We start from the raw sequence: 24,325 nt of genomic DNA on the forward strand, positions 1-24,325 counted from the left end.
ATCTCGCATGGTGAGACCATGATGTGAGACAGGCCCGGGCGTCCGTGGACGGTGACACGCCCGGAGTCCTGCGGCGACGCCGTGGTGCCCGAGGAAGGTCCGTGACGTCTCGTACCCTCGTCGGGTGGTCGTCGTCACTCCTGCCCCCGTGCCGGAGGCGGAGTCTCGACCACGCACCGTCGAGCGTGCGGCACGGCCCCCGCGCCGGCCGGTCGTGCCGCGGCGTCTGTGGGTGCCGCGCGACCGCACGGCACCCGCCCCGCATCCTCCCGGGTTCGCCCAGAGCCTCCCGATCCCCGACGGCGCCGTCACGCTCCCGGCCGTGATGCGCCGCATCGCCGGCCTCCCCGCGATCACCACTACGACGCTCACCGAGGAGACGGTGATCGTGGAGCGGGTCGAGGCGGTGGTCGAGGAGACCGTCGTCCCCGCGCTGCTGCTCGCACCGCCGCGCGCCCCCGTGGCGCCGCCCCCCGTGCCGCCGGCACCCCCTGCCCCGCCGGTTCCACCGGCGCACGAACGGTGGAGCCCCCCGCCCGCGCCGCCGTCGTCGGCGCCGGCCCGGACGCCGGGCGCACGCCCGTGGCGCCGCCGCCGCCCGCGGCTCCGCCTCGCCCTGCTCCTGCTGCTCGCGACGCTCGTCGCGGCGGGCGTGCTGCTCGTCTCGCGCGGCGACGGGATCACCCCGGCCCCCGCGCCGACGGCGCTGACGGCCGCGAACGTCACCTTCGACGGCGCCGACGTGCACTGGCAGCCCACCGGCGACCGGGCGACGGCCTACCTCGTCCGGGTCGCGACCGACCCCGCGCTGCGGCACGTCGTGTGGACACGGACCGTCGACGCCGCCGACCCGCGCGTGCACGTGGGGGGGCGCGGCATCACCGAGGACGAGCAGCTCTACGTCACGGTCACCTCGACGTGGCACGGCGTCGCCGGCTCGACGACGCAGCCGCTCGCCGTGCACACCCCGCTCCGCCCGCCGTCGCCCGTCACCGACGTCACGACGAAGCCCGACACGTCAGGTGTCACGCTCACCTGGGGCGCGGCCGCCCGCGCGACCGGCTACCAGGTGGTCGTCGCGAGCGACGCCGCCATGACGAAGGTCCTGCACACGTCCGCCGTCGTGCACGGCACGAAGTACCGCGTGAGCCTGCGCGACGGCGCCCGCTACCACGTGCTCCTGCGGACCGTCCGCGGTCCCGCGCACGCGAGCGAGGACGGCGACGAGCAGGTCGTACGCGGACCGGACAGCCGGGTCCGGGCCTTCTCGACGCCGCTCAAGAGGCTCGGCGTGCCGACGACCCCGACCGTCCACCCGCTCAGCGCGTCCACGGTCAAGGTGTCCTGGAAGCCCGTGACGAACGCGACCCGCTACACCGTGACGTTCGCCGCGACGGCGAAGTCGAAGCAGCGGACCGTCCTCACGACCACGCACACCAGCGTCACGCTCGACGGCGTGCGACCCAAGGCCATGCACCTGCGCCCCATCTTCTACGTGCGGGTCGTCGCGGACCGCTGGGGCCTCGTCGAGCACACCTCGAAGCCGCGCACCGCGACGGTGCTCGCCGGCAACGCGCGCACCCCCGTCGCCTTCACCACGACGGTCGCCACCTACAACCTGCTGCGCACCCAGTTCGACGACGACGCCGGCCGGTCCTGGGCCAAGCGCTTCACGCTCTCCGGCAAGCAGCTGCGCGGCGTCGGGATCGCGGGACTGCAGGAGACCGGCTGGGGCAAGGTCGACGGCAAGCGACCCGTGAGCGTCGTGGCGAAGGCCGCGCACCTCAAGGTCGCGAAGCACCCCCACAGCTCCACGCCGTGCACCACGCAGAACCAGCCGGTGCTGTACGCCTCCGGGAAGTTCTCGCTCCTGCACTGCGGTTACGCGAAGGTCTCCGCGAAGAGCACGAAGGGCATCGATGCGCGGTACGCCACGTGGGTCGAGCTCAAGAACAAGAAGAGCCGTCAGACGGTGCTCGTCGTCAACGCGCACCTCACGGCGTACACGAGCAAGCACTCGTCGACGTCGGCCGTGGCCCAGCGGGCCCGCGCCGCGGAGGCGAAGCGCCTCGTCAAGCTCATCGCCAAGCACCGGCGCGGTGGACAGCCCGTCGTGCTCACGGGCGACTACAACTCCTACCCCGGCCGCTGGGCCACGACCCCCCTCGACGTCCTCGCCGCCGCCGGGTACACGAGCGCCGACCTCACCGCCCGCAGCTCGACCGACGGCGACTACGCGTCCTTCCACGACTTCGACGGCGCCCGCGCGAACGACAAGCCCATCGACCACGTGATCATGAACGGCAAGGTCGTCGCGACGTCGTACCGCGTGCACGTGACCGACAGCAAGAAGGCGCCGTCGGACCACTACGAGGTGAGCGCCGTCGTGCAGGTGCACCGCTCGCACTGAGCGCCGAACTCCTTCTCGTAGAGGTCGCGCGCGAAGCTCGTCGGCAGCGGGTCGCCGCGCTCGAGCCGGTAGGAGCGGCTGCCGTCCTCTCGGCGCGGCGCCCGCAGGTAGACGCCGCGGGGGTCCTCGGACGTGCGCAGCTCGTTCGCGAGGTCGTACAGGTGCGTGACGGCGACCACGCGCACCCCGGCGCCGGTGAGCGCGCGGATCACCTGGAGGCCGATCTCGGAGCCCTCGGCCTCGTTGGTCGAGGAGAACGACTCGTTGGACAGCAGCAGGTCGCCGGGCTCGATCCGGTCGGCGATGCCGCTCATCCGGGCGAGCTCCTCGTCGAGCTTCCCGTGCTCGAGAGCCGTGTCCTCCTCGCGGGCCCAGTGCGTGAAGAGCTGTCCGGCGAGCGACACGCGGAGCTCGCGCGCGGGGACGTGCGCGCCGGCCGACGCGAGGAGCTGAGCCACGCCCACGGACCGCAGGAACGTGGACTTCCCGCCGTGGTTCGCGCCCGTCACGACGACGAGGCGCACGCCCTCCGCGTGCACGTCCGTCGCGACGGCCTGCTCCCCGGTGCGCAGCACGAGGCACGGGTCGTACAGACCGGTGGCGTCGAGCGTGTCCGTGCCGGGCTCGAGGACCTCGGGCAGCCGCACGGGCATGCCGAGCTCCTCGAGCCGTGCGGCGAGCGCGAGGCAGCCGAGGTAGAACGCGACCTCGCCGCGCAGCGTCACGAAGAACGACAGGACGTGGTCCACCGCCGACGACGCGGCACCGGCCACCCCGACGAGAGCGCGGTCGCGCAGCGCGCCGAGGGCCTCGAAGCCGGCCTCGTCACGGTCGGGGATCGTGAACGAGTAGGTGGGCTTGCGCAGCGCGACGTGGCTGAACAGGGACCGTCCGGCGACCCGTGGCAGCCGCGGCACCTGCTCGGTCGTGGCGCCCCCGGTCGCGAGCCCGGCCGACATGACCAGCCCGTCCTTGCGGGCGAGGTGGTCGAGGGTCTCGCGCAGCTCGGCGAGGTAGGCGTCGTCGAGGTCGGTGCGCACCGTCCGGACGAAGCCCTGGAGGCCTCGTGAGCGGAACGCGTCGCCCTCGGCCGCCACCAGGGACCGGAGCTCCTCGACGACGTCGACGAGCAGGGCGAGGACGCGCAGCGACCGGTCGAGCACGAGCTCGGGGCGCCGGCTGAACACCGACGAGAACACGCTCTTGTCCGCCGCGATCGCCTTGCCGGCGATGTCGTACAGGGCGCGGACGGCGTCCGGGTGGTCGCGTGCGTCCTCGAGGACCTCGTGGCGGTAGCGGACCGCGGCCCGCGAGGTCAGCGGGGTGAGCAGCGCCGTGCGCACGGCCGACCAGACGAGCGGGTCGCCGGCCGCCGCGGCGTCGAGCACGAAGCCGAGCTCGAGGTCCTGCTCGGCGTCGCCGGCCCATGAGGGCGGCCGACGGTCGCCCGCGGAGGGCACGAAGTCGGCGTCGGCGTGCATGAGGTGGACCTTCATGACGCCACCTCCGTCCCGGGGTTCTCGGTGTCGGACGCACCGCCGCCGCCGAGCCGTCGGCCGAGGTGCTCCTGCGTGAGCCCGTACTTGGCGGCGAGCGCGAGCGCGTACGCGCGGCCGTCGGCCTCGCGCCGCTCGAGCCGCAGCGTGCGCCGGGTGGGGTCGTCCGGGTCGACCTGGGCGACGACCGAGACGGTCTGCGGTCCGAGCCGCGACATGGCGTCGATGAACGTCACGCACACGGCCAGCACGTCGAGCTCGATGAGCCGTTCGAGCACGGTCCGGGTCAGGAACCGTGCGTCCTCGAGCGTGGTCGACGAGAACACCTCGTTGAGCACGACGACGCTGCGGGGCGTGGCGGCGTCCAGGAGACGGTGCATGCGGGCGAGGTCCGTGCCGAGCCGTCCCTCGAGCGAGTCGAGGGACTCCTCGCGCTCGAACTGGGTGAGCACCCGGTCGGCCAGGAACACCTGCGCGTCGCGCCCCGGCACCGGGCAGCCGAGAGCCGCGAGGTGGTGGAGCTGGCCGAACGTGCGCGCGGCCGTCGTCTTGCCACCCTGGTTCGGCCCCGAGATCACGACGATGCGCTCCTCGCCGTGCAGCTCGAGGTCGTTGGTGACGACGGGCTTGTGCTCCGACGCGCGCACCCGGGCCAGCGCCAGGTCGTAGGTGTCGCGCACGTGGAGCGCCTTGGTCGTGGAGACGTCCGGCAGGCACGTCGCGAGCCCGGCAGCCTCGAGCGGTCGCAGCAGCTCGAGGTAGGTCGTGTAGAAGAGGAGCTCGCCCGCCGCGCGTCGCAGCACGGGTTCGACGACGTCGGGCACCTCCTGGGCGAAGGACGCGAGGTCGTCGAACAGCTCGGGGTAGAGGCGGGCGACCTCGCCGAGGATCGCCGCCTGCACGTGGTCCAGCCCCAGGTCGGACCCCAGGGGCCGGGGGTGACTCGCCTGTGCGTCCTGCCGGAACCGTGCGAACGTCTCGAGGACCTCCTGCTCGAGGTCGGTCTCGCCGTCGTACCGCGCGACGGTCACCTTGGCCCCGCGGACCAGGATGTCGACGCGGACGTCTGCCACGCCCTCGACGAGCCGGGCGGTCCGGTCCCGGAGCGCGGCGAAGTCCGACGACGCGACGTGCGTCTGCACGTGCCGCGCGAGCCCGGCGAGCGCGTCCGACGACGCGCCCGCTTCCTCGAGCGCGGCGGGCAGCGACGTGGCGAGAGCCGTCACGGCGTGCACGTAGGCGTCGGCGGCGTGCAGGTGCCACAGGTCGCGCTCCTGCGCGTAGTGGGCCTGCGACGCGGCGTTCTCGTGCATCAGGACGGTCTTGACGAGGTCCTCGAAGCCGTCGACCGCCCGGACGACGGGCTCGAGCCGCAGGTCGGCGAACACGGCCTGGCGGTACCGGACGTCGTCGGGGTCGTCGAGGGGGGACGCGAACAGCGCCTCCATGTCGATGCTGCCGACGGTGCGGGTCGCGGCGACCATGCGATCACGGACCTGGTCGAGCGCGAGGTCGTGGAGGGTGTCGTCGGACGCCTGCCGCGACGGGGGTGCGGACGCACCGGGGTGGAGGACGCTCGCGAACGTCCCGGGCGCGCGTGTGGTGACAGAGCTCACCTGCAACTCCTTCCGTCGCAGGTGCCATCAGCCGGGTAGACCGACGGTTCGGGCGCCGAGCCGCTCGAAGGTGCGAGCGACCCTACGGCGTCCTGGCGGACTCCATCACCACGGCAACAGTCTCACGCCGGAGGGGCGCCCACAAGCGATCGCCGCCGCGCGTCGCGTCTGCCCGACGACGGCGTGCAGCGAGCCCCGGAGCGGTCGCGGAGGTCATGGTGACCCCGTGGCGCCGCCCGCCCCGTTCGGTGTGACGAGAGTCACAACGACGTCCGGGCGTGCGCGTCGCGCCTTGGTCCTAGGGTGGGCCGTGGCGATGGATCCCGCCGAGGCCCGGCGTTCGTCAGACCGGGCCTGAACCGCCATCGGAAGCGATTCCGTGGCTGATGGCTTCCTGTCCGAACGAACGACTCGGATAGGAGAGCTGTGCCTCTTGCCGGCCAGAAGGCCCTTCAGGTCGCCCGCGCCCAGGCGCTGCAGATACTCGACTCACGCGGCCGGCCCACGGTCCAGGTCGCCCTCACGCTCGACGACGGCTACGTCGCCCGGGGTGCTGCGCCGTCGGGCGCGTCCACGGGGGAGAACGAGGCCGTCGAAGTCCGCGACGGCGGGCGGGCCTACGGCGGCGCCGGGGTGACCGGCGTCGTCCGGACGATCACCGACCGGATCGGCCCGGCCCTCGAGGCGCGGACCTTCGGCACGGTCGGCGACGTCGACGAGCTCCTGCACGAGCTCGACGGCACCGACAGCTTCGCCGGGATCGGGTCCAACGCGTCCGTGTCGGTGTCGATCGCCGCGGCCCGCGCGTTCGCCCACCTCGGCGGGAGCGAGACCTGGCGGTGGGTCGCCGACACGCTCGGCACGTCCCCCCGCCTACCGGTCCCGCACTTCAACGTCATCAACGGCGGCGCGCACGCCCCGAATCCGCTCGCCTTCCAGGAGTTCATGGTCGCGCCCGTCGGAGCGTCGACGTTCGCGGACGCCGTCCGGGCCGGCGCCGAGGTCTACGCGTCGCTACGGGGGCGCCTGCGCGCCCAGGGCAAGCTCGCGGGCGTCGGCGACGAGGGCGGGTTCGCCCCGGACATCGACGCCCCCGACGAGGCGCTGGACCTGCTCGTCGGCGCGATCGAGGACGCCGGGTACACGCCGCGCACCGACGTGGCGATCGCGATGGACCCCGCCGCGAACGGCTTCGGCACCCCGACCGGGATCTACGTCTTCTCGGGTCGCGAGCACGAGCGCGACGAGATGCTCGACCTCTACGCACGGCTCGTCCGCGACTACCCGGTGTGGAGCCTCGAGGACCCCTTCCACGAGGAGGACCTGGAGTCGTGGCGTGCGATCACGGCGCACCTGGGCGACGAGGTGCAGATCGTCGGCGACGACCTGTGCGTGACCTCGGCCGAACGGATCGACCGGGGCGCCGCCGACGGCGAGAGCAACGCCGTCCTGATCAAGCCCAACCAGACCGGCACCGTGACCGGCACCTTCGACGCCCTGCGCGCGGCGAGCAGCCACGGCATGGGGGCGATGGTCTCGCACCGCTCGGGCGAGACCCTCGACGCGTTCATCGCCGACCTCGTCGTCGGCGCGGGCACAGGCCAGCTCAAGTCCGGGGCGCCCGCCCGCGGCGAGCGCGTCGCCAAGTACAACCGCCTCCTCGAGATCGAGGCGGCCGACTCCTCACTTCCCTACGGGCTCGCGCCGCGGGCCTGACCCTGCTCTTCCCAGGAGGTCTCCCATGAACTGCTTCGACTGCATGACCACGGACTCCCGTTCCGTCGCTTCCGCCTACGGCGCCGTCGGCGCGGTAGCCGTGTGCTCGCTGTGCGGCGTCGGCCTGTGCGAGCAGCACGTCCGCGTCGGCCACGTGCGCGTGGAGACCCACTCGATCGGCAACCCGTCGGTCGCCGAGCTCCCCGGGCGGCGAGTGTTCTGCGACGTCTGCGCGCCGGCCGACGCCACTGCGGTGCTGGCCACCCCGGCTGCCGCGGTCGGTGCCGCCGGCTGACGCCCCTCGACGTGCGGCCCGGGCTACCGATCGCCCGGGCCGTCCGGGGCGGTGCACGGTCAGCGATCGGCCGTGCCCCCGCCGCCCCGACCACGGCGCGCGCCGGACCCGCGCGTCGGCGGGCGACGCACGGAGCCGTTCTCTCCGTTCCGGCTCCGTGCGTCGCCCGACTCCCTCAGCGCTACCAGGGCGCGCGGAGCTCCTTCCAGTCCACGACGGCCAGCGGCACCGTGACCACGGCGCGATGCTGGTGGTGGGCCAGGTGGGCAGCCACGGAGCCCTCGAGGAGCTCGCGCATGTGGCGGCCCCCGCCCGGTGCCCGCGTGCCCACGACGATCGCGCTGGCGTCCACGGCCCGTGCCAGGTGCGTGAGCGCACGGTCCGGCCGACCGGCGAGGTAACGGAACTCCCAGTCCAGCGGTTCCTCGCGGAGCGCCTCGGCGAGATGGCGACGCAGGTCGGCGTCGACCTGCTCCCAGCTGTCGTCGACCGAGTCCGGGTCGAGAGCCGTGTGGTCCACGGTGCCGTCGTCGTGCTCCGCCACGGTGAACCGCGACGTGTCGACGAAGGCGAAGTAGACGCGGACGCCCAGGGCGCTCGCCAGGGAGACGGCCGTGCGGACGACCAGGGGATCCTGGTCCTCGACCACGCCCACGACGAGCGGGTGCCCGGGGAAGGGCACCATACGGTCGACACCGGGCTGCGGAACGCTCGAGCTGCTCACAGGTCCACCTCTCGCGGGCAGCCTCCTGCCCGCCGTCGCACGACGCACAGGAACCATCGGCCGGTCGGCGGTTCGGGCACCAGCGCCCAGGCGGGATCCATCGCCAGACCGCCATGCTAGAGGCCCGCGGGAGGAAGCACCTCCCGAGGGAGCACGAAGGCCGCCGACCCGAGGGGTCGGCGGCCTTCGTGCTGTGCGGGGGACCGTCAGTGGCCGGGGAGGCCCTGGGTCTGCGCGTTGTGGTCGTAGTAGCCGGTGTCCTTGGCGCGCTGGAACGAGCGCTCGACCTCGGCCTCGGCGTCCGCCCGACCGACCCAGTGCGCGCCCTCGACGGACTTGCCGGGCTCGAGGTCCTTGTAGACCTCGAAGAAGTGCTGGATCTCGAGGCGGTGGTAGTCGGACACGTCGTCGATGTCCTGGCGCCACGCAGCGCGCTGGTCGCCCGTGGGGACGCACAGGACCTTGTCGTCGGGCCCGTTCTCGTCGCTCATGCGGAACATGCCGAGCGCGCGGCAGCGGATCAGGCAGCCCGGGAACGTCGGCTCCTCGAGCAGCACGAGCGCGTCGAGCGGGTCGCCGTCCTCGCCGAGGGTGCCCTCGATGAAGCCGTAGTCGTCCGGGTAGCGCGTGGACGTGAAGAGCATGCGGTCCAGCTTGATGCGGCCGGTCGCGTGGTCCACCTCGTACTTGTTGCGCTGACCCTTGGGGATCTCGATCGTGACGTCGAACTCCACTGTTCTCCTCCGTGCCGTGCGTCGGGCTCTAGTGTGTCATGCGCACGTCCACCCATCCCGCCTGGGACGCTTCTCGCACCGGGCCAAATGGGGTGCGGACGTGTGCGACATGTCACAGGCGGGCCTGCCCGCCACGAGAAGCTCTGGGGGAGCCGCATGGGCAGGACGCTCCGCGTCACGTCGATCGTCGTCGCGGCGGCGGTCGTGCTCGCGGGCGGGTACGCCGTCGCCGACGCGCACGACGTCGTCCCCGGCGTCCTCACGACGGCCCCCGAGCCGACGCCGCCCCCGCCCTTCCCGACGGCGCCCGCCGCCGCCGCGCTGGCCAAGCCGTCGCCCGCGCCGGGGCTCTCCGAGGACGCACCCGCGCCGTCGTCGGCGAGCGTGGCCGCGGCGGCGTCGAAGCTCGTGCACGGGGACGCGATGGGCTCGCACGTCGGTGTGCAGGTCGTGGACCGGCTCACCGGAGACGTCCTGGCGGCCTCCGGTGCGAACGACACGTACGTGCCCGCATCGACGCAGAAGCTCCTCACCGGCGTCGCAGCGCTCACCGAGCTCGACCCGTCGTCGACGCTCACGACCAAGGTCGTCCAGGGTTCGGGGAGCACGATCGCGCTCGTCGGCGGCGGGGACCAGCTCCTCGCGGCGGGCAAGGGCTCCGCGTCGAAGGTCGACGGGCGCGCCGGGCTCGCGGACCTCGCCACCCAGGTCGCGGACGCCCTCGAGCTCCAGGGCCGCACGAGCGTCCGGCTCCTGCTCGACGACGGCCTCTTCACCGGCCCGTCGGCGAGCCCCACGTGGGACCCCGGTTTCGTCAGCGAGGGCTTCGTCGCGCACATCAGCGCGCTCGCCGTCGACGAGGGGCGGATGACGGACGACGAGTACGCGCAGCGCTACGCCGACCCGGCGATGAACGCCGCCGACGTGTTCGCGGCGGCGCTCGCGAAGCGGGGGATCAAGGTCCAGGGTGTCGCGCGCGGCTCCGCGCCGGCCGGCGGGACCGAGCTCGGCCACGTCGAGTCCGCGCCCGTCCGCGACGTCGTCGCGTACGCGCTCGAGCTCTCCGACAACACGATCACCGAGGGACTGGGCCGCCTCGTCGCCGACGCCGCGGGGCTCCCCGCGAGCTTCGACGGCGCCACGAAGGCGGTCCTCGCCTCGGTGGCGAGGCTCGGCGTCGACCTCGACGGCGCCCGCCTCGCCGACTGCTCCGGGCTCGGCAAGGGCTCGCGGCTCAGCCCCCGCCAGCTCAGCGACGTCCTCGCGCTCATCACGTCCGACGACCACCCCGAGCTCACCGGCATCGTCTCGATGCTGCCCATCTCGGGGCTGCGCGGCACCCTCGACGACCGGTTCCTCGACGGCGACGCGCGCGGCATGGTGCGCGCCAAGACGGGGAGCCTCAACGGTGTCACCTCCCTCGCGGGCACGCTCGTGACGAAGGACGGGCGAGAGCTCCTGTTCGTCGTGATGGCCGACAAGACCGGCGCCGTCGGGCAGTGGGGGCCGCGCGCCGCGCTCGACGCGTTCGTGTCGAAGCTCGCGTCCTGCGGCTGCTCGTAGGACGTCACGTCCGGGCGCCCGTCGCTAGGGTGGGGCGATGAGCCCCGACGCCCGCACCGGAGCCGTGAGCCTGGTCGACTGGTCCGCGGCGGCGTCCGTCGCCGGGCGGCTCGCCCGCCCCGGACCGACCGCCCCCCGCGCGGACCTCGACCTGCTCGTCTCGGGCCTGCGGGAGGCCGCGAGCCGCGCCGTCAGGCCTGTCGAGGAGGTCACCGGCCTCGTCCCCGCCGACCCCGCCGCGCCGGTCAGCGACGTGTACGTCGTGGACCGCCCGCGCTGGGCGCGCGCCAACACCGAGGTCATGGACCACATGACCCGCGGCGCGCTCGACGACCTGCTCGACGACGCCCAGCCCGTCACGGCGCTGGTCGGGGGCGCGCAGGTCGGCGCGACGCTCGCCCTCCTGTCGAGCCGGGTGCTCGGCCAGTTCGACCCCTACAGCCGCCCGGACGGGCCGGGCCGCCTCCTGCTCGTCGCGCCCAACGTCCTCGGCGTCGAGCGCCAGCTCGGGGTGGACCCGGCCGACTTCCGGCTGTGGGTCTGCCTGCACGAGCAGACGCACGCGCTCCAGTTCGCGTCGACGCCCTGGCTCGCCGACCACCTCGCGGGCCGGGCCCGCGACCTCATCGGCGACGTCGCCCGGTCGTCCAAGGACTTCTCCGAGGCGCGCGTGCGCGACAAGCTCGTCACGATCGGCCGCGCCGTCCTCGCAGCCGTCCGGGGCGAGGGGCAGGCGCTGCTCACCGGCATCGTCGACGACGAGCAGAAGCAGCGCCTCGCCGACCTCACCGCCGTCATGGCGCTCCTCGAGGGGCACGCGGACGTCGCGATGGACGCCGTCGGGCCGGCTCTCGTCCCGACGGTCGCGCACATCCGCGCCCGCTTCGAGGCACGTCGGGACAGCGGTGGCACACGCGCCGACCAGGTCCTGCGCCGGCTGCTCGGCATGGACGCCAAGATCGCCCAGTACCGCGACGGCGCCGCGTTCGTCCGCGAGGTCACGCAGCGCGTCGGGCAGGACGGGCTCAACGCCGTCTGGACCTCGCCGGACACCCTGCCCACGGCCCGCGAGGTCGCCGACCCGCGCGCCTGGGTGCGGCGCGTGCACGGCTGACCGGCGGACGACGCATGGCCGGTCCCACGTCGTCCGAGGCGGCCGCGCGCGTGGCCCTGCGCGCGGCGCTCGCGGACCTGCCGCCCGGTGCGCTCGTGCTCGTCGCGTGCTCGGGCGGCGCCGACTCGCTCGCGCTCGCCGCGACGGCCGCGTTCGTCGCGCCGCGCGCCGGGCTGCGCGCGGGGGCGGTCGTCGTCGACCACGGCCTCCAGCCCGGGTCCGACGACGTCGCCACCACTGCCGCGGAGGCGTGCCGCGGTCTCGGGCTGGCTCCGGTGGAAGTGCGCGCCGTCATCGTGGGGGACGCCGGGGGACCGGAGGCAGCGGCGCGCACGGCCCGCTACGCCGCGCTCGAGGAGGCCGCGCGGGAGCACGGGGCGGCCGCCGTCCTGCTCGCGCACACCCTCGACGACCAGGCCGAGACCGTGCTGCTCGGGCTCGCCCGCGGGTCCGGGGCGCGGTCGCTCGCGGGCATGCCCCCCGTGCGGGGCGTGCTGCGCCGACCGTTCCTCGGCCTGCGGCGGGCCGACACGGAGGCCGTGTGCCGCGCCGTCGGGCTGACCTGGTGGCACGACCCGACCAACGGCCCGGCGAGCTCGCCCCACCGGCCGTCGAACCGACGCGGATCGTCGGCGTCGGCGTCGTCCGACGACGATTCGCGTCGGTTCGGCGCCGCGGACCTGCCGCTGCGGTCGCGCGTGCGTACCGAGCTGCTGCCCGAGCTCGAACGCGTCCTGGGGCCGGGGGTCCCGGCGGCGCTCGCGCGGACGGCCGCGCAGCTCCGCGACGACGCCGGCGTCCTCGACGCCCTGGCCGCCGACCTCCTGACCCACGCGGCCCTCGAGGACGCACCACCCGCCGACGGTGACGTCCCACGGCCGACGGCGCAGCGCGGCACGGCGACCGTGCTCGACGTCGCGGCGCTCGCGGACGCACCGCGGGCGCTGCGGACCAGGGCTCTCCGCCTCGCGGCGACCCGGGCCGGTTCGGTGCCCGGGGCGCTCTCGGCCGCGCACGTCGAGGCCCTCGACGCCCTCCTGACCCGCTGGCACGGGCAGGGGCCGGTGCACCTGCCGGGCCCGGTCGTCGGGTCGCGCGAGTGTGGCAGGCTTGTGCTGCGCGCCGCGAGCGTCGCCCGGACCCCGGTCCCCGGCTCCGACCCGGCGCCCCGCCCCTGACGCGCACCCCCCACCCCCCCGAGACCCTGAGGAGCTGTCGTGGACCGATCCGACGTCGCGGCCGACCTGTCGAGCGTGCTGCTGTCCGAGGAGCAGCTCCAGACCCGGCTCGACGAGCTGGCGGCCCAGATCGACGAGGACTACCGCGGTCAGGACCTCCTGCTCGTGGGCGTGCTCAAGGGAGCCGTCATGGTCATGGCGGACCTCGCGCGCCGCCTGCACCACAGCGTCGAGATGGACTGGATGGCGGTGTCGTCGTACGGCTCGGGAACCAAGTCCTCGGGCGTCGTGCGGATCCTCAAGGACCTCGACTCGGACCTCACGGGCCGCAACGTCCTCATCGTCGAGGACATCATCGACTCCGGTCTGACGCTGTCGTGGCTCAAGTCGAACCTCCGCAGCCGCGGGCCGAAGTCCGTGGAGATCGCGACCATGCTGCGCAAGCCGGAGGCCGCGAAGGTCGACGTCGACGTGCGCTACGTGGGCTTCGACATCGCGACCGAGTTCGTCGTCGGGTACGGCCTGGACTATGCCGAGAAGTACCGCAACCTGCCGTTCGTCGCCACGCTCGCCCCGCACGTGTACGGAGGGTGAGCGGACGGTGCGCGTCCCGGGCCCGTCGCGTGACGCCGTCGGGCAGGTAAGGACGTGCGCCGTGGTGGCGCTGTGCCCTGGGCGAACACCCCGGGGTCCTCTCAGCGCGAACGTGTAGTTTCGCTGCAGACGAGTGCGAGCGGAGGGACGGGGGCACAGCCCCGGCACCTATGAACATGAAGCGAATCCTCAGCGGCCCGATCATCTGGGTGGTCGTGGCCCTGATCGTGCTCTGGGCGGCGTTCAGCGTCCTGGCCCGGCCGAAGGTCGAGCGGATCGACACGTACCAGGGCATCGAGCTGTTGAACCAGGACAAGGTCGAGTCGGCGCTGATCGTCGACGGCGACCAGCGCGTCCAGCTCGACCTGAAGTCCGACTTCGAGGCCGACGGCAAGAACTACGGCAAGACCGTGCAGTTCTACTACGTGGAGCCGCAGGGCACCCAGGTCGTGGACGCCGTCGTGAAGGCGGACCCGCCGAAGGGCTACGACTCGCAGATCGCGCAGGCCTCGTTCTGGTCGTCGCTGCTCTCGCTCGTGATCCCCTTCCTGATCATCGGCCTGATCTTCTGGTTCCTGCTGTCCCGCATGCAGGGTGGCGGGAACCGCGTGATGGGCTTCGGCAAGTCCCGCGCGAAGCTCATCACCAAGGACATGCCGCAGGTCACGTTCGCTGACGTGGCGGGCGAGGACGAGGCGGTCGAGGAGCTCCAGGAGATCAAGGAGTTCCTCTCGGACCCGGCCAAGTTCCAGGCCGTGGGCGCGAAGATCCCCAAGGGCGTCCTGCTCTACGGGCCCCCCGGGACCGGCAAGACCCTGCTCGCGCGCGCCGTCGCCGGCGAGGCGGGCGTGCCGTTCTACTCGATCTCCGGCTCGGACTTCGTCGAGATGTTCGTGGGTGTCGGCGCGAGCCGCGTGCGCGACCTGTTCGACCAGGCCAAGCAGAACGCGCCCGCGATCATCTTCGTCGACGAGATCGACGCCGTCGGGCGGCACCGCGGCGCCGGCATGGGCGGGGGCCACGACGAGCGCGAGCAGACGCTCAACCAGCTCCTCGTCGAGATGGACGGCTTCGACGTCAAGACGAACGTCATCCTCATCGCCGCGACCAACCGGCCCGACATCCTCGACCCCGCGCTGCTGCGCCCGGGCCGCTTCGACCGGCAGGTCGCCGTCGAGGCTCCGGACCTCAAGGGCCGCGAGGCGATCCTGCGCGTGCACGCCCAGGGCAAGCCGATGGTCCCGGAGATCGACCTCGCCGTGGTCGCGCGGCGCACCCCCGGTTTCACGGGCGCCGACCTCGCGAACGTCCTCAACGAGGCGGCGCTGCTCACCGCCCGCAGCGGCGCCCAGCTCATCGACGACCGCGCGCTCGACGAGGCCATCGACCGTGTGGTCGCCGGCCCGCAGAAGCGCACGCGCGTGATGAACGTCAAGGAGCAGAAGATCACCGCGTACCACGAGGGCGGCCACGCCCTGGTGGCGGCGGCGATGCGCTACACCGACCCGGTCACGAAGGTCACGATCCTCCCGCGCGGCCGTGCCCTCGGCTACACGATGGTCATGCCGCTCGAGGACAAGTACTCGACGACGCGCAACGAGCTGCTCGACCAGCTCGCCTACGCGATGGGCGGGCGCGTCGCCGAGGAGATCGTCTTCCACGACCCGACGACGGGCGCCAGCAACGACATCGAGAAGGCCACCGCGATCGCCCGCAAGATGGTGACCGAGTACGGGATGAGCGAGCGCGTCGGCGCGATCAAGCTCGGCCAGGCGCAGGGCGAGCCCTTCCTCGGCCGTGACATGGGCCACCAGCGCGACTACTCGGAAGAGGTCGCGGGGGTCATCGACGAGGAGGTGCGCAAGCTCGTCGAGCAGGCGCACGACGAGGCGTGGCAGGTGCTCGTCCAGTACCGGGCCGTCCTCGACGACCTCGTGCTGCGGCTCCTGGACAAGGAGACCCTCAACCAGAACGAGCTGGCCGACGTGTTCTCGCCGGTGGTCAAGCGTTCCCCGCGCGAGGTGTGGCTCTCGAGCGAGCAGCGCGCCGTCTCCCCGGACGGCCCGGTGCTCACCGAGGCGGAGAAGAAGGCGCTCGGCAACGGCACGGTGATCCCCGAGGACGAGGCCGCGGCAGCGACGTCCGAGCACCCGGCCGAGCCCGTCGGCGAGGTCCCCGAGGGGCAGCGCGTGGGCGACACGGCGGGCTTCGTGCCTCCGGCCCCGCCCGCCGCCGGCGAGCCGTCGCACCCCGCGGAGGGCTGAGCGTGACGCACGACGGCGCGTTCGACGTCGCGCGCGCGGAGGCGGCCGTGCGCGAGCTGCTGCTCGCGGTCGGCGAGGACCCGGAGCGGGACGGGCTCCAGGACACCCCCGCACGCGTGGCCCGGGCGTACCGCGAGATCTTCGCGGGCCTGCGCCAGGAGCCGGCCGACGTGCTCTCGACGACGTTCGACATCGGGCACGAGGAGATGGTCCTCGTGAAGGACATCGAGGTGTACTCGACCTGCGAGCACCACCTCGTGCCGTTCCACGGCGTGGCCCACGTGGGCTACATCCCGCGGGACGGCAAGGTCACGGGCCTCAGCAAGCTCGCGCGCCTCGTCGACGTCTACGCGAAGCGGCCCCAGGTGCAGGAGCGGCTCACGTCGCAGGTCGCCGACGCGCTCGTCCAGCACCTCGAGCCGCTCGGCGCGATCGTCGTGGTCGAGTGCGAGCACCTGTGCATGTCGATGCGCGGGGTGCGCAAGCCGGGCGCCCGGACGGTCACGTCAGCGGTGCGCGGCCAGATGCGCGACGGCGCGACCCGCGCCGAGGCGATGAGCCTCATCCTGGGGCGCTAGTGCTCCACCCGACCTCCTCCCGTCTCCCGCTGCCGTCCTCGCTGACGGCGCTGGAGCGCACGCTCGTGCTGGGGGTCGTCAACGTGACGCCGGACTCGTTCTCCGACGGGGGCGAGTGGTTCGAGCCGGACGCCGCGATCGCCCACGGGTACGAGCTGCTCGCGGACGGCGCGGACCTGCTCGACGTGGGCGGCGAGTCCACCCGTCCGGGCGCCGTCCGGGTCGACGAGACCGAGGAGCTGCGCCGCGTCCTGCCGGTGATCGAGGCGCTCGCGGCCACGGGCGCGACGGTGAGCGTCGACACCACGCGGGCGCGCGTCGCCGAGCGTGCCCTCGAGGCCGGAGCCCGGGTCGTGAACGACGTGTCGGGCGGCCTCGCCGACCCGGCGATGGCGCAGGTCGTCGCCGACTCGGGTGCCGTGTTCGTCGCCATGCACTGGCGCGGGCACGCGGACGTCATGGACGCGAACGCCCGCTACGACGACGTCGTCCTGGACGTCCGCGACGAGCTCGCCGCGCGTGTCGATGCCCTCGTCGGAGCGGGGGTCGACGTGCGTCAGCTCGTGCTCGACCCCGGTCTCGGCTTCGCGAAGCCCGGGGTGGACAACTGGCCGCTCCTCGCGAACCTCGACGTGCTCCAGTCGCTCGGCCTGCCGGTCCTCGTGGGGGCGAGCCGCAAGCGTTTCCTCGGCCACCTGCTCGCCCGGCCCGGCGTCGACCCGGTGCCGCCCACCGAGCGCGACGCCGCGACCGCGGCCCTCACCACGCTGTGCGCGGCCCAGGGCGCGTGGGCGGTGCGCGTGCACGACGTGCGCCCGTCCGCGGACGCGGTGCGGGTGGTCGCACGGTGGCAGGACGTGAGAGCATCCCGTGCGGCGTTCTCCGCACCAACGGGGGGAGCGTTGCCAGGGGCGCTGCCAGGGGCACAGCAGGAAGGACGACCATCGTGACGCTGCCAGGGACCGGACCCGTCCACGACGACGACGGCGAGGTGCTGGACCAGATCCGGCTCGTCGGACTGCGCGCCACCGGCCACCACGGGGTGTTCGAGCACGAGCGCGTGAACGGCCAGGAGTTCGTCGCCGACGTGGTCGTCCACCTCGACACGCGGCCCGCCGCCGCGGGGGACGCGCTCGCGCGCACCGTCCACTACGGGGAGCTCGCGGAGCGCGTGACCGCGGTCCTGAGCTCGTCGCCCGCCGACCTCATCGAGACCGTCGCGGAGCGCATCGCGGCCGTCGCCCTGGCCGAGCCCGCCGTCGTCGCGGTGGACGTCGCGCTCCACAAGCCCGGGGCGCCGATCACCGTGCCGTTCGAGGACGTCGTCGTCGCGGTGCGCCGCTCGCGCACGCGCCCGCCGGTTGTCGCGGTGCCGCAGGAGCCGGTCGCCGAGCCGGTGGCGGCCTATGCCGCCCCCGCCGCGCTGCCCCCGACGATCCCGCCGGGCGACGCCCCGGCCCCCGACGCGGTGGCGGTGCCCGCCGACGTCGTCGCGCCTGCCGCGGCCGTCGCCTCCCTCGCACTCCCGCCGGTCACCCTGCCCGACGACGTCGCGCCTGCCGCGCCCGCGCCGGCCGAGGAGGCCGGGACCGACGTGCCCGTCGCCGCGGAGGCCGCCCCCGCGGACGCGGACGAGGACGCGCTCCTCGCCGAGCCCGCCGACGAGGACGACGCCGCCTACGCCGCGCTGCGCGCCCAGGACAGGATGGACGAGATCCCCGCGTCCCCCGTGGACGTGGTGCTGTCGCTCGGCTCGAACGTCGGCGACCCGCAGCAGACCCTGCGCGACGCGATCAGCGCGCTCGACGCGATCGGTGGCATCGAGGTCCTCGACGTCTCGCCGCTCGCCCGCACCGCGCCCGTGGGCGGCGTCGACCAGGACGACTTCCTGAACGCCGTCGTCGTCGCACGGACCTCGATGTCGGCGCGGGAGCTGCTGCACGCCTGCCAGGACGTCGAGCACAGCTTCGGGCGCGTGCGCGAGGAGCGCTGGGGGCCGCGCACGCTCGACGTGGACGTCATCGTCTATGGCACGCTCACCGACGTCGCCGAAGACCTGGAGCTGCCGCACCCGCGGGCCCACGAGCGGGCGTTCGTGCTCGAGCCGTGGTCGCAGGTCCAGCCCGACGCCGTCCTCCCGGGCCTCGGCGGTGGTCCCGTCGCGCAGCTCGCGGCGACGGCGCCGGACCGGGCCGGGATCCGCTGGCTCGCGCTCGACTGGCTCGGCGACGACGAGCCGGCCCCCGAGGCCGGCGCCCCGCCGGCGGACGAGCTCCCGTCGGCAGCGCCGGGGGCGCAGGCGCCCTCCGCCGTCCCCGCCGCACCTGCTCCGCCCGCCCAGGCTGCGCCCGCCGCTTCCGCGCCCGCCGCTCCGGCTCCTGCTCCGCCCGCGATCCCGCCCGCCGTCGTGCCGGCGGACGGCGCCCCGCAGGCAGCGCCCGGAGACGCGGCTCCGAGCGCTCCGGCGGACCTCGCGGCGCCGGCGGCCGTGCAGGCGGTTCCCGCCGCGGAGGCGGTCGTCCCGGCGCAGCCCGTGCCCGCCGCGGAGCCCGTCCTCGCCGTCCGGCCGAACCCCTCCGCCGACCTGCTGCCGGAGCCGTCGTCGGCACCCACCCAGTCGACGCCGACGCACCTGCCCGAGCCGGGGAGCGACCCCCAGGACGCCGCCGGTCGCCAGCCTGCCGAACCGGAGCCGGTCCGGCAGGTCACGCCACCGTCCGTCCCCGATCTCGTCGCGCCCGCGCCGACCCACGCACCCGCGCCGACCCACGCACCCGCGCCGGAGCAGGCCGCACCGCAGCAGACAGTGCAGCCCGCTGCTCCGGCCTCGGGCGGCGACGACCCGCAGCGACTGCAGCAGGGACCTGCCGACGCCGCCACGTTCCCGCCCGCGGGGCACGTGGGAGCGCCCGACCCGCTCGCGGTACCGGCTGCCGACCGGGTCGTCTTCCCGCCGATCCGCCACGCCGAGGTGCAGCCCGAGGCGCCACGCTTCGCGCCGACGTCCGGGGGTGTCGTCGGGCACGTCGTGGCCCCGACTGCGGTGCTCGTCGAGCCGCGCGAGCCCGCCGGCCCCGCCGGGCTCGGTGCGCCCACCGCATCGTGGCCGGACGAGCTCGTGCCGCCGTCGTTCGCCGCGCCGGCGCCCGGGGCACATCCCGGTTCGACGGCGCCGCAGCCGGTCGCCCCTGCCACTCCGGTTGCCGCGGCCGAGCCGGCGGGCGGGCTGCTCACCGGGGTCCCGCTGTCGTTCCCGCCCGTGAGCGGCGGGACGCGCGCCGTCGAACCGCCGCGGACGGAGCAGCCCAGGCTCGATCAGCCCCACCCCGAGCAGCCGCGCGACGGCGGCCCGGCGTTCTCCGCGGGCGACTCCGGCGCGCCGCGGTTCGCGGCCCCGGGCAGCCCTCCCGCCGCTGACCAGGTCCCCGGTCTCGGCACACCCGCCAACCCGGCCCGTCCGGCGGCGCCCCTCTTCCCGCCGACGACCGAGGAGCCGCCGACGCGATGAGGCGCACCCCGATCCGGTGGCTCGTCGAGCTCGCGGTGGCCGCGGCGCTCGTCGGGTGGCTCGTGCTGTGGCTCCTGGAGTCGCGCGGCACGTACCTCGCGGACGTGCCCTGGGTCGTCGACGTCTCGCTGCTCCTCCTGTCGGGCGCCGTCTTCTGGGCAGGGTGGACGGTGCGTGCCTATCAGCGCGGCCGCCGTCCGGACCTGGACGCCCTCCGCGCCGCGCGCACGTACGTGCTCGGCAAGGCCGCGGCCGTGACGGGCTCGCTCCTCGTCGGCTGGTACCTGGCGCAGGTGCTCGTCGTCCTGGGGGACCTCGACGTCGAGTCGCGGCGGGCGCACGGGCTGGCCGCCCTGTGGGCGGTCGGTGCCGCGCTGGTGCTGTGCGTCGTCGGGGTCCTCGTCGAGCGGTTCTGCGAGCTCCCGCCGTCCGACGACGAGGGCAAGGAGCACGAGGGTCGTACGCCGCCCGGCTCGCCGGAGATGGACGCGCGCGCCTGAGAGATCTCGCGCGGGACCTGGACGCGTCCGACCGGGATGGGAGGATGGGCGCGTGACCGACGACGCCCCTGCCGTTCGCGCCCCTGGCGACCCGTTCGACCCGCCGGGGCTCGAGTGGTCGCGCGTGTCCGGGAAGCTCGTGACCGCACGTCTCGTCCCGTCGCTGACCACGGTCGGGCTGCTGGCCGTCGTCGGCGCGGTGGTGGCGCTCGCCACGGGCGCGGCGTGGGTCTGGGTGTTCCCCACGTTCTTCGTGCTGCTGGCCCTCTGGCTGCTCTGGCTGGTGCCCCGCCAGGTGCACGCGATCGGCTACGCGGAGCGGGCCGACGACCTGCTCATCCGCAAGGGCATCATGTTCCGCACGCTCGTCGTCGTGCCCTACGGGCGCATGCAGTACCTGGACGTGCAGCGGGGCCCGCTGACCCGCGCGCTGGGCCTCGCGTCCCTGCAGCTCCACACCGCGTCCGCGGGCACGGACGCCAGCATCGACGGCCTGCCCGCCGAGGTCGCCGAGCGCCTGCGCGACCAGCTCGCCGCCCGCGGCGAGGCGCGGCTGGCCGGGCTGTGAGCGACGGCCTGCCCGTGCCTGCGCCGGGCGGCGCGACCGCGCCGTCGTCCCTCGCCTGGCAGCGGGTCCACCCCGTGACGCCGCTCGTGAAGGGCTGGCTCGTCCTCGTCGTCGTGGTCCTCGGGCTCCTGCGCTCGACGGCGGAGCAGGGCGACGGCGACGGTGCCCGGTTCGCCCTGCACCACCTCGCGTGGGTGCTCCTCGGGATCGCGGCGATCGTCGTGGTCGCGGGCACCTACTCGTGGCTCGCGTGGCGGGTGACGGCGTACGCGATCGACCCGGACGCGGTGCACATGCGGTCGGGGATCCTGTTCAAGCAGCACCGCAAGGCCCGGCTCGACCGGATCCAGGCGATCGAGGTGCGCCAGCCACTCGCCGCGCGGATCTTCGGGCTCGCGGAGGTCAAGGTCGAGGTCGCGGGCGGCGACGGGTCGGGCGTGTCGATCGGCTACCTCACGGAGCGCACCGCGCAGGAGCTGCGCGCGGACCTGCTGGCGCGCGCGGCGGGGCTGGGGGCGCCGTCGTCGGGCGGGAAGCAGGCCGTCGCCGCGCCTGCCGACGGCACCGACGCGAAGCACGCACCGGACGCGGTGACGTCCGCGGCCGGGCCCGGTCCCGCCCCGACGCTCCACGCCACCGAGGCCCCCGAGCAGCCGCTGTTCGAGGTGCCGTCGGGTCGGCTCGTCGCGTCGACGTTCCTGACCGTCGAGGCGTGGGTGCTGGTGCTCGTCGTCGCGGGCGCCGTCGTCGCGGCCGCGGCGGCCCGGACCCCGGCGGTCCTGTTCAGCTTCGTGCCGGTCCTGATCGGCCTCGGCTCCGCGTTGTTCGGCCGGTTCAACCGCTCGTTCGCGTTCCGCGCCGCGACGTCGCCCGACGGCATCCGGCTGCGCCACGGGCTCACCGAGACGCGTGCGCAGACGATCCCGCCGGGCCGGGTGCAGGCCGTCGAGCTGGTGCAGCCGTTCCTGTGGCGACGGTTCGGCTGGTGGCGCGTGCACGTCAACGTCGCCGGCTACGGTCGCGAGGCGAACGCGAAGGGCCCGACGACGGTGCTGCTCCCCGTGGGCTCGCGCGCCGAGGCGACGACGGCGCTGTGGCTGGTCCTGCCGGACCTCGGCACGGCGGACCCGCTCGCGCTGCTCGGCGAGGCGCTCGACGGGAGCGGGCCGAGCGACGCGTTCACGGCCGCCCCGCGGCGGTCGCGCTGGCTCGACCCGGTGGGGTGGCGCCGCAACGGGTACGCGGTGACCGCGCGGGCCGTCCTCGCCCGCAGCGGCCGGGTGCGGCGTCGGCTCGTCGTGGTGCCGCACGAGCGGACGCAGTCGCTCGGGCTCGAGCAGGGACCGCTGCAGCGCCGGCTCGGGCTGGCGTCGTTCGTCCTGCACTCGACGCCCGGGTCCGTGCACCCGGAGGTGCCGCACCTCGACGCCCGGGACGCCCGGGTGCTGCTCGACGAGCAGTCCGTCCGGGCACGCGAGGCGCGGTCCCAGGACCTCAGCGAGCGGTGGCTCCAGCCGCCGGGGGCGCGCGCATGACGGCGGCCGGCGGGCCGGTGCGGCTGGGCGTGGGCGTCGTCGGGGCCGGCCGCGTGGGCGCGGTCCTCGGCAGCGCGCTGCGGTCGGTCGGGCACGCGGTCGTGGGCGCGAGCGGCGTCTCGGAGGCCAGCCGCGAGCGCATCGACGCGATGCTCCCCGGGGTCCCCCTGCTCGAGGTCCCCGAGGTCGTCCGGCGCGCCGAGCTGGTCCTCCTCACCGTGCCCGACGACGAGCTCGCGCCCCTGGTCCGCGGCCTCGCCGACGTGGGGGCGTGGCAGCCGGGCCAGCTCGTCGTGCACACGGCGGGCAGCCAGGGCGTGCGCGTCCTCGACCCCGCGCGGGCCGCCGGCGCGATCCCCCTCGCGATCCACCCGGCGATGACGTTCACCGGAACGTCGCTGGACCTGTCGCGGCTCGAGGGCACGACCTTCGCCGTCACGGCCGCGGCGCCCGTCCTTCCCATCGCGCAGGCGCTCGTGGTCGAGCTCGGCGGGGAGCCCGCCGTCGTCGCCGAGGAGGCCCGCCCGCTGTACCACGCGGCCCTCGCGCACGGCTCCAACCACCTCGTGGTGCTCGTCGCGCAGGCCGCGCAGGCGCTCGCGGCCGCCGGGATCGAGCGGCCCGGCCGGGCGCTCGGCCCGCTGCTGGGCGCCGCGCTCGACGGCGCGCTGCGCTACGCGGACGTCGATCGCGTGACGGAGACCCGGGCCGACGGCGGGACGGACGCATCCGTCGCGGCCCCGCTCGGCCTCGGCGCACCCGGCGCCGCCGCGATCGGGGCCCTCACCGGCCCGGTGTCGCGCGGCGACGTCGGGACGGTGCGCGCGCACCTCGAGGTCCTCGGTGCCGAGGCGGCCGATGCCCCGGACCTGCCGCCCGCATACCGTGCGCTCGCCCGCGGCGCGACCGTCCGCGCCCTCGCCGCGGGCCGCATCGGTGAGCGGCAGGCGGCGGAGCTGCTCGACGCGCTCGCCGAGCCGGCCCCGCCCGGCGCACCACCCGCCCCCGGTCCGGAGAGTGACGCATGACCAGTCCGCTCGTCGCCTCGACCGTCGCCGACCTCGACGACGCCCTCGCTCCCTTCGACGCCGCGCGAGGCTCCGGACAGGGCACCGACCGGCCCCGCCGCGCCGTCGTCATGACCATGGGCGCGCTCCACGAGGGGCACCTCACGCTCGTCCGGCGCGCCCGCGAGCTCGTCGGGCCGGACGGGCAGGTCGTCGTGACCGACTTCGTGAACCCGCTCCAGTTCGGCCCGGACGAGGACTTCGACCGCTACCCGCGCGACCTCGACGGCGACGTGAGGTTGCTCACCCCCGAGGGCGTCGACGTCGTCTTCGCGCCGCAGCTCGACGAGATGTACCCCGACGGCGACGCGCTCGTCCGGGTGAGCGCCGGGTCGCTCGGCACGATCCTCGAGGGCGCGGCCCGGCCGGGGCACTTCGACGGCATGCTGACCGTCGTCCTCAAGCTCATGCACCTCGTGCGCCCCGACGTCGCGCTGTTCGGCGAGAAGGACGCCCAGCAGCTCCTCCTCGTCCGCCGCATGGTGCGTGACCTGGACGTTCGCACCGACATCGTCGGGGTCCCGATCGTCCGCGAGCCCGACGGTCTCGCTCGGTCCTCGCGCAACGCCTACCTCAGCGACGACGAGCGGATCCGCGCCCGCGCCCTGAGCGCCGCCCTCGGCGCGTCGTCCGCCGTCGCCGAGGCGGGTGGCAGCCCGACCGACGTCGTCGCGGCCGCCGCCGACGTCCTCAACGCCGCCGACGGCGTCGTCGTCGATTACCTCGCGCTCGTCGACCCGACTACCGTGGAGGACCTGACCCTCGCCGGAAGCGTCGCGTCGGGTCCGGCGTTGTTGCTGGTGGCGGCACGTGTCGGCTCGACCCGGCTGATCGACAACACCACGGTCCGGCTCGCGTAGGCTCG

At 74.6% G+C, this 24,325-nt stretch carries 20 protein-coding genes and 1 riboswitch; of the genes, 16 read left to right on the forward strand and 4 right to left on the reverse strand.

Features of this window, described 5'->3' with window-relative positions; genetic code table 11:
• Positions 1 to 124 precede the first annotated feature (124 nt).
• On the forward strand, positions 125 to 2,410 hold the full coding sequence (locus KDY119_RS02870; protein WP_153021912.1) for an endonuclease/exonuclease/phosphatase family protein: 2,286 nt from the start codon (positions 125 to 127) through the stop codon (positions 2,408 to 2,410).
• On the opposite strand, the gene KDY119_RS02875 is transcribed toward KDY119_RS02870, so the two are convergent.
• On the reverse strand, positions 2,368 to 3,906 hold the full coding sequence (locus KDY119_RS02875; protein ID WP_036953641.1) for a MutS-related protein: 1,539 nt from the start codon (positions 3,904 to 3,906) through the stop codon (positions 2,368 to 2,370). The two genes, KDY119_RS02870 and KDY119_RS02875, sit on opposite strands and share 43 nt — an antisense overlap.
• Positions 3,903 to 5,522, reverse strand: a complete 1,620-nt coding sequence (locus tag KDY119_RS02880; RefSeq protein WP_051136825.1) for a MutS-related protein — start codon at positions 5,520 to 5,522, stop codon at positions 3,903 to 3,905. Before KDY119_RS02880 ends, KDY119_RS02875 begins: the two co-directional genes overlap by 4 nt.
• Before the next feature lie 426 nt (positions 5,523 to 5,948).
• On the opposite strand from KDY119_RS02880, the gene eno reads away from it, so the two are divergent.
• On the forward strand, positions 5,949 to 7,238 hold the full coding sequence (gene eno, locus KDY119_RS02885; RefSeq protein ID WP_036953640.1) for a phosphopyruvate hydratase: 1,290 nt from the start codon (positions 5,949 to 5,951) through the stop codon (positions 7,236 to 7,238).
• A 25-nt stretch (positions 7,239 to 7,263) separates the two neighbouring features.
• Positions 7,264 to 7,533 carry a hypothetical protein gene (locus KDY119_RS02890; RefSeq protein WP_083891074.1) on the forward strand — a complete coding sequence of 90 codons (270 nt, stop codon included), beginning with the start codon at positions 7,264 to 7,266 and terminating at the stop codon, positions 7,531 to 7,533.
• Positions 7,534 to 7,714: 181 nt separating this feature from the next.
• Here the strand turns inward: KDY119_RS02890 and KDY119_RS02895 are convergent, their stop codons facing one another.
• On the reverse strand, positions 7,715 to 8,257 hold the full coding sequence (locus KDY119_RS02895; RefSeq protein WP_036953639.1) for a universal stress protein: 543 nt from the start codon (positions 8,255 to 8,257) through the stop codon (positions 7,715 to 7,717).
• 40 nt (positions 8,258 to 8,297) lie between these two features.
• Positions 8,298 to 8,371: riboswitch (Fluoride riboswitch) on the reverse strand.
• A 92-nt stretch (positions 8,372 to 8,463) separates the two neighbouring features.
• Positions 8,464 to 8,991, reverse strand: a complete 528-nt coding sequence (locus KDY119_RS02900) for an inorganic diphosphatase (protein ID WP_036953638.1) — start codon at positions 8,989 to 8,991, stop codon at positions 8,464 to 8,466.
• A 156-nt stretch (positions 8,992 to 9,147) separates the two neighbouring features.
• Here KDY119_RS02900 and dacB point away from each other — a divergent pair, with 156 nt between their 5' ends.
• The 13 genes from dacB to panC all read left to right on the forward strand — a co-directional run bounded on the left by dacB (position 9,148) and on the right by panC (position 24,320).
• On the forward strand, positions 9,148 to 10,554 hold the full coding sequence (gene dacB / locus KDY119_RS02905) for a D-alanyl-D-alanine carboxypeptidase/D-alanyl-D-alanine endopeptidase (protein WP_153021913.1): 1,407 nt from the start codon (positions 9,148 to 9,150) through the stop codon (positions 10,552 to 10,554).
• A gap of 37 nt (positions 10,555 to 10,591) precedes the next feature.
• Entirely contained in the window at positions 10,592 to 11,668 is a 1,077-nt protein-coding gene (locus KDY119_RS02910) for a zinc-dependent metalloprotease (RefSeq protein WP_036953637.1), read from the forward strand.
• 14 nt (positions 11,669 to 11,682) lie between these two features.
• Positions 11,683 to 12,846: a tRNA lysidine(34) synthetase TilS gene (tilS, locus tag KDY119_RS02915; protein WP_153021914.1), complete on the forward strand. Its 1,164-nt coding sequence runs from the start codon at positions 11,683 to 11,685 to the stop codon at positions 12,844 to 12,846.
• Between the two features lie 39 nt (positions 12,847 to 12,885).
• A complete protein-coding gene (gene hpt, locus KDY119_RS02920) occupies positions 12,886 to 13,440 on the forward strand; it encodes a hypoxanthine phosphoribosyltransferase (RefSeq protein ID WP_036953636.1) in 555 nt (184 codons plus the stop codon).
• A 170-nt stretch (positions 13,441 to 13,610) separates the two neighbouring features.
• On the forward strand, positions 13,611 to 15,704 hold the full coding sequence (gene ftsH / locus KDY119_RS02925; RefSeq protein ID WP_153021915.1) for an ATP-dependent zinc metalloprotease FtsH: 2,094 nt from the start codon (positions 13,611 to 13,613) through the stop codon (positions 15,702 to 15,704).
• Positions 15,701 to 16,282: a GTP cyclohydrolase I FolE gene (gene folE / locus KDY119_RS02930; protein ID WP_036954085.1), complete on the forward strand. Its 582-nt coding sequence runs from the start codon at positions 15,701 to 15,703 to the stop codon at positions 16,280 to 16,282. Before ftsH ends, folE begins: the two co-directional genes overlap by 4 nt.
• Complete coding sequence (gene folP, locus KDY119_RS02935; protein ID WP_153021916.1) at positions 16,282 to 17,232, forward strand: dihydropteroate synthase; 951 nt, start codon at positions 16,282 to 16,284, stop codon at positions 17,230 to 17,232. The genes folE and folP overlap by 1 nt, the downstream gene beginning before the upstream one ends.
• Complete coding sequence (gene folK, locus KDY119_RS02940) at positions 17,229 to 19,790, forward strand: 2-amino-4-hydroxy-6-hydroxymethyldihydropteridine diphosphokinase (RefSeq protein WP_227994497.1); 2,562 nt, start codon at positions 17,229 to 17,231, stop codon at positions 19,788 to 19,790. The genes folP and folK overlap by 4 nt, the downstream gene beginning before the upstream one ends.
• Complete coding sequence (locus KDY119_RS02945) at positions 19,787 to 20,290, forward strand: DUF3180 domain-containing protein (protein WP_036953621.1); 504 nt, start codon at positions 19,787 to 19,789, stop codon at positions 20,288 to 20,290. Before folK ends, KDY119_RS02945 begins: the two co-directional genes overlap by 4 nt.
• Positions 20,291 to 20,342: 52 nt before the next feature.
• Positions 20,343 to 20,858 (forward strand): PH domain-containing protein, encoded by a 516-nt coding sequence (locus tag KDY119_RS02950; protein WP_036953613.1) that lies wholly within the window; start codon positions 20,343 to 20,345, stop codon positions 20,856 to 20,858.
• A complete protein-coding gene (locus KDY119_RS02955; protein ID WP_227994498.1) occupies positions 20,855 to 22,393 on the forward strand; it encodes a PH domain-containing protein in 1,539 nt (512 codons plus the stop codon). Before KDY119_RS02950 ends, KDY119_RS02955 begins: the two co-directional genes overlap by 4 nt.
• On the forward strand, positions 22,390 to 23,421 hold the full coding sequence (locus tag KDY119_RS02960) for a Rossmann-like and DUF2520 domain-containing protein (protein ID WP_153021917.1): 1,032 nt from the start codon (positions 22,390 to 22,392) through the stop codon (positions 23,419 to 23,421). The genes KDY119_RS02955 and KDY119_RS02960 overlap by 4 nt, the downstream gene beginning before the upstream one ends.
• Positions 23,418 to 24,320 (forward strand): pantoate--beta-alanine ligase, encoded by a 903-nt coding sequence (panC, locus tag KDY119_RS02965; protein ID WP_036953611.1) that lies wholly within the window; start codon positions 23,418 to 23,420, stop codon positions 24,318 to 24,320. Before KDY119_RS02960 ends, panC begins: the two co-directional genes overlap by 4 nt.
• The last annotated feature ends 5 nt before the right edge of the window (positions 24,321 to 24,325 follow it).

This window comes from Luteimicrobium xylanilyticum (assembly GCF_009429125.1).
Classification (GTDB): Bacteria; Actinomycetota; Actinomycetes; order Actinomycetales; family Cellulomonadaceae; genus Luteimicrobium; species Luteimicrobium xylanilyticum.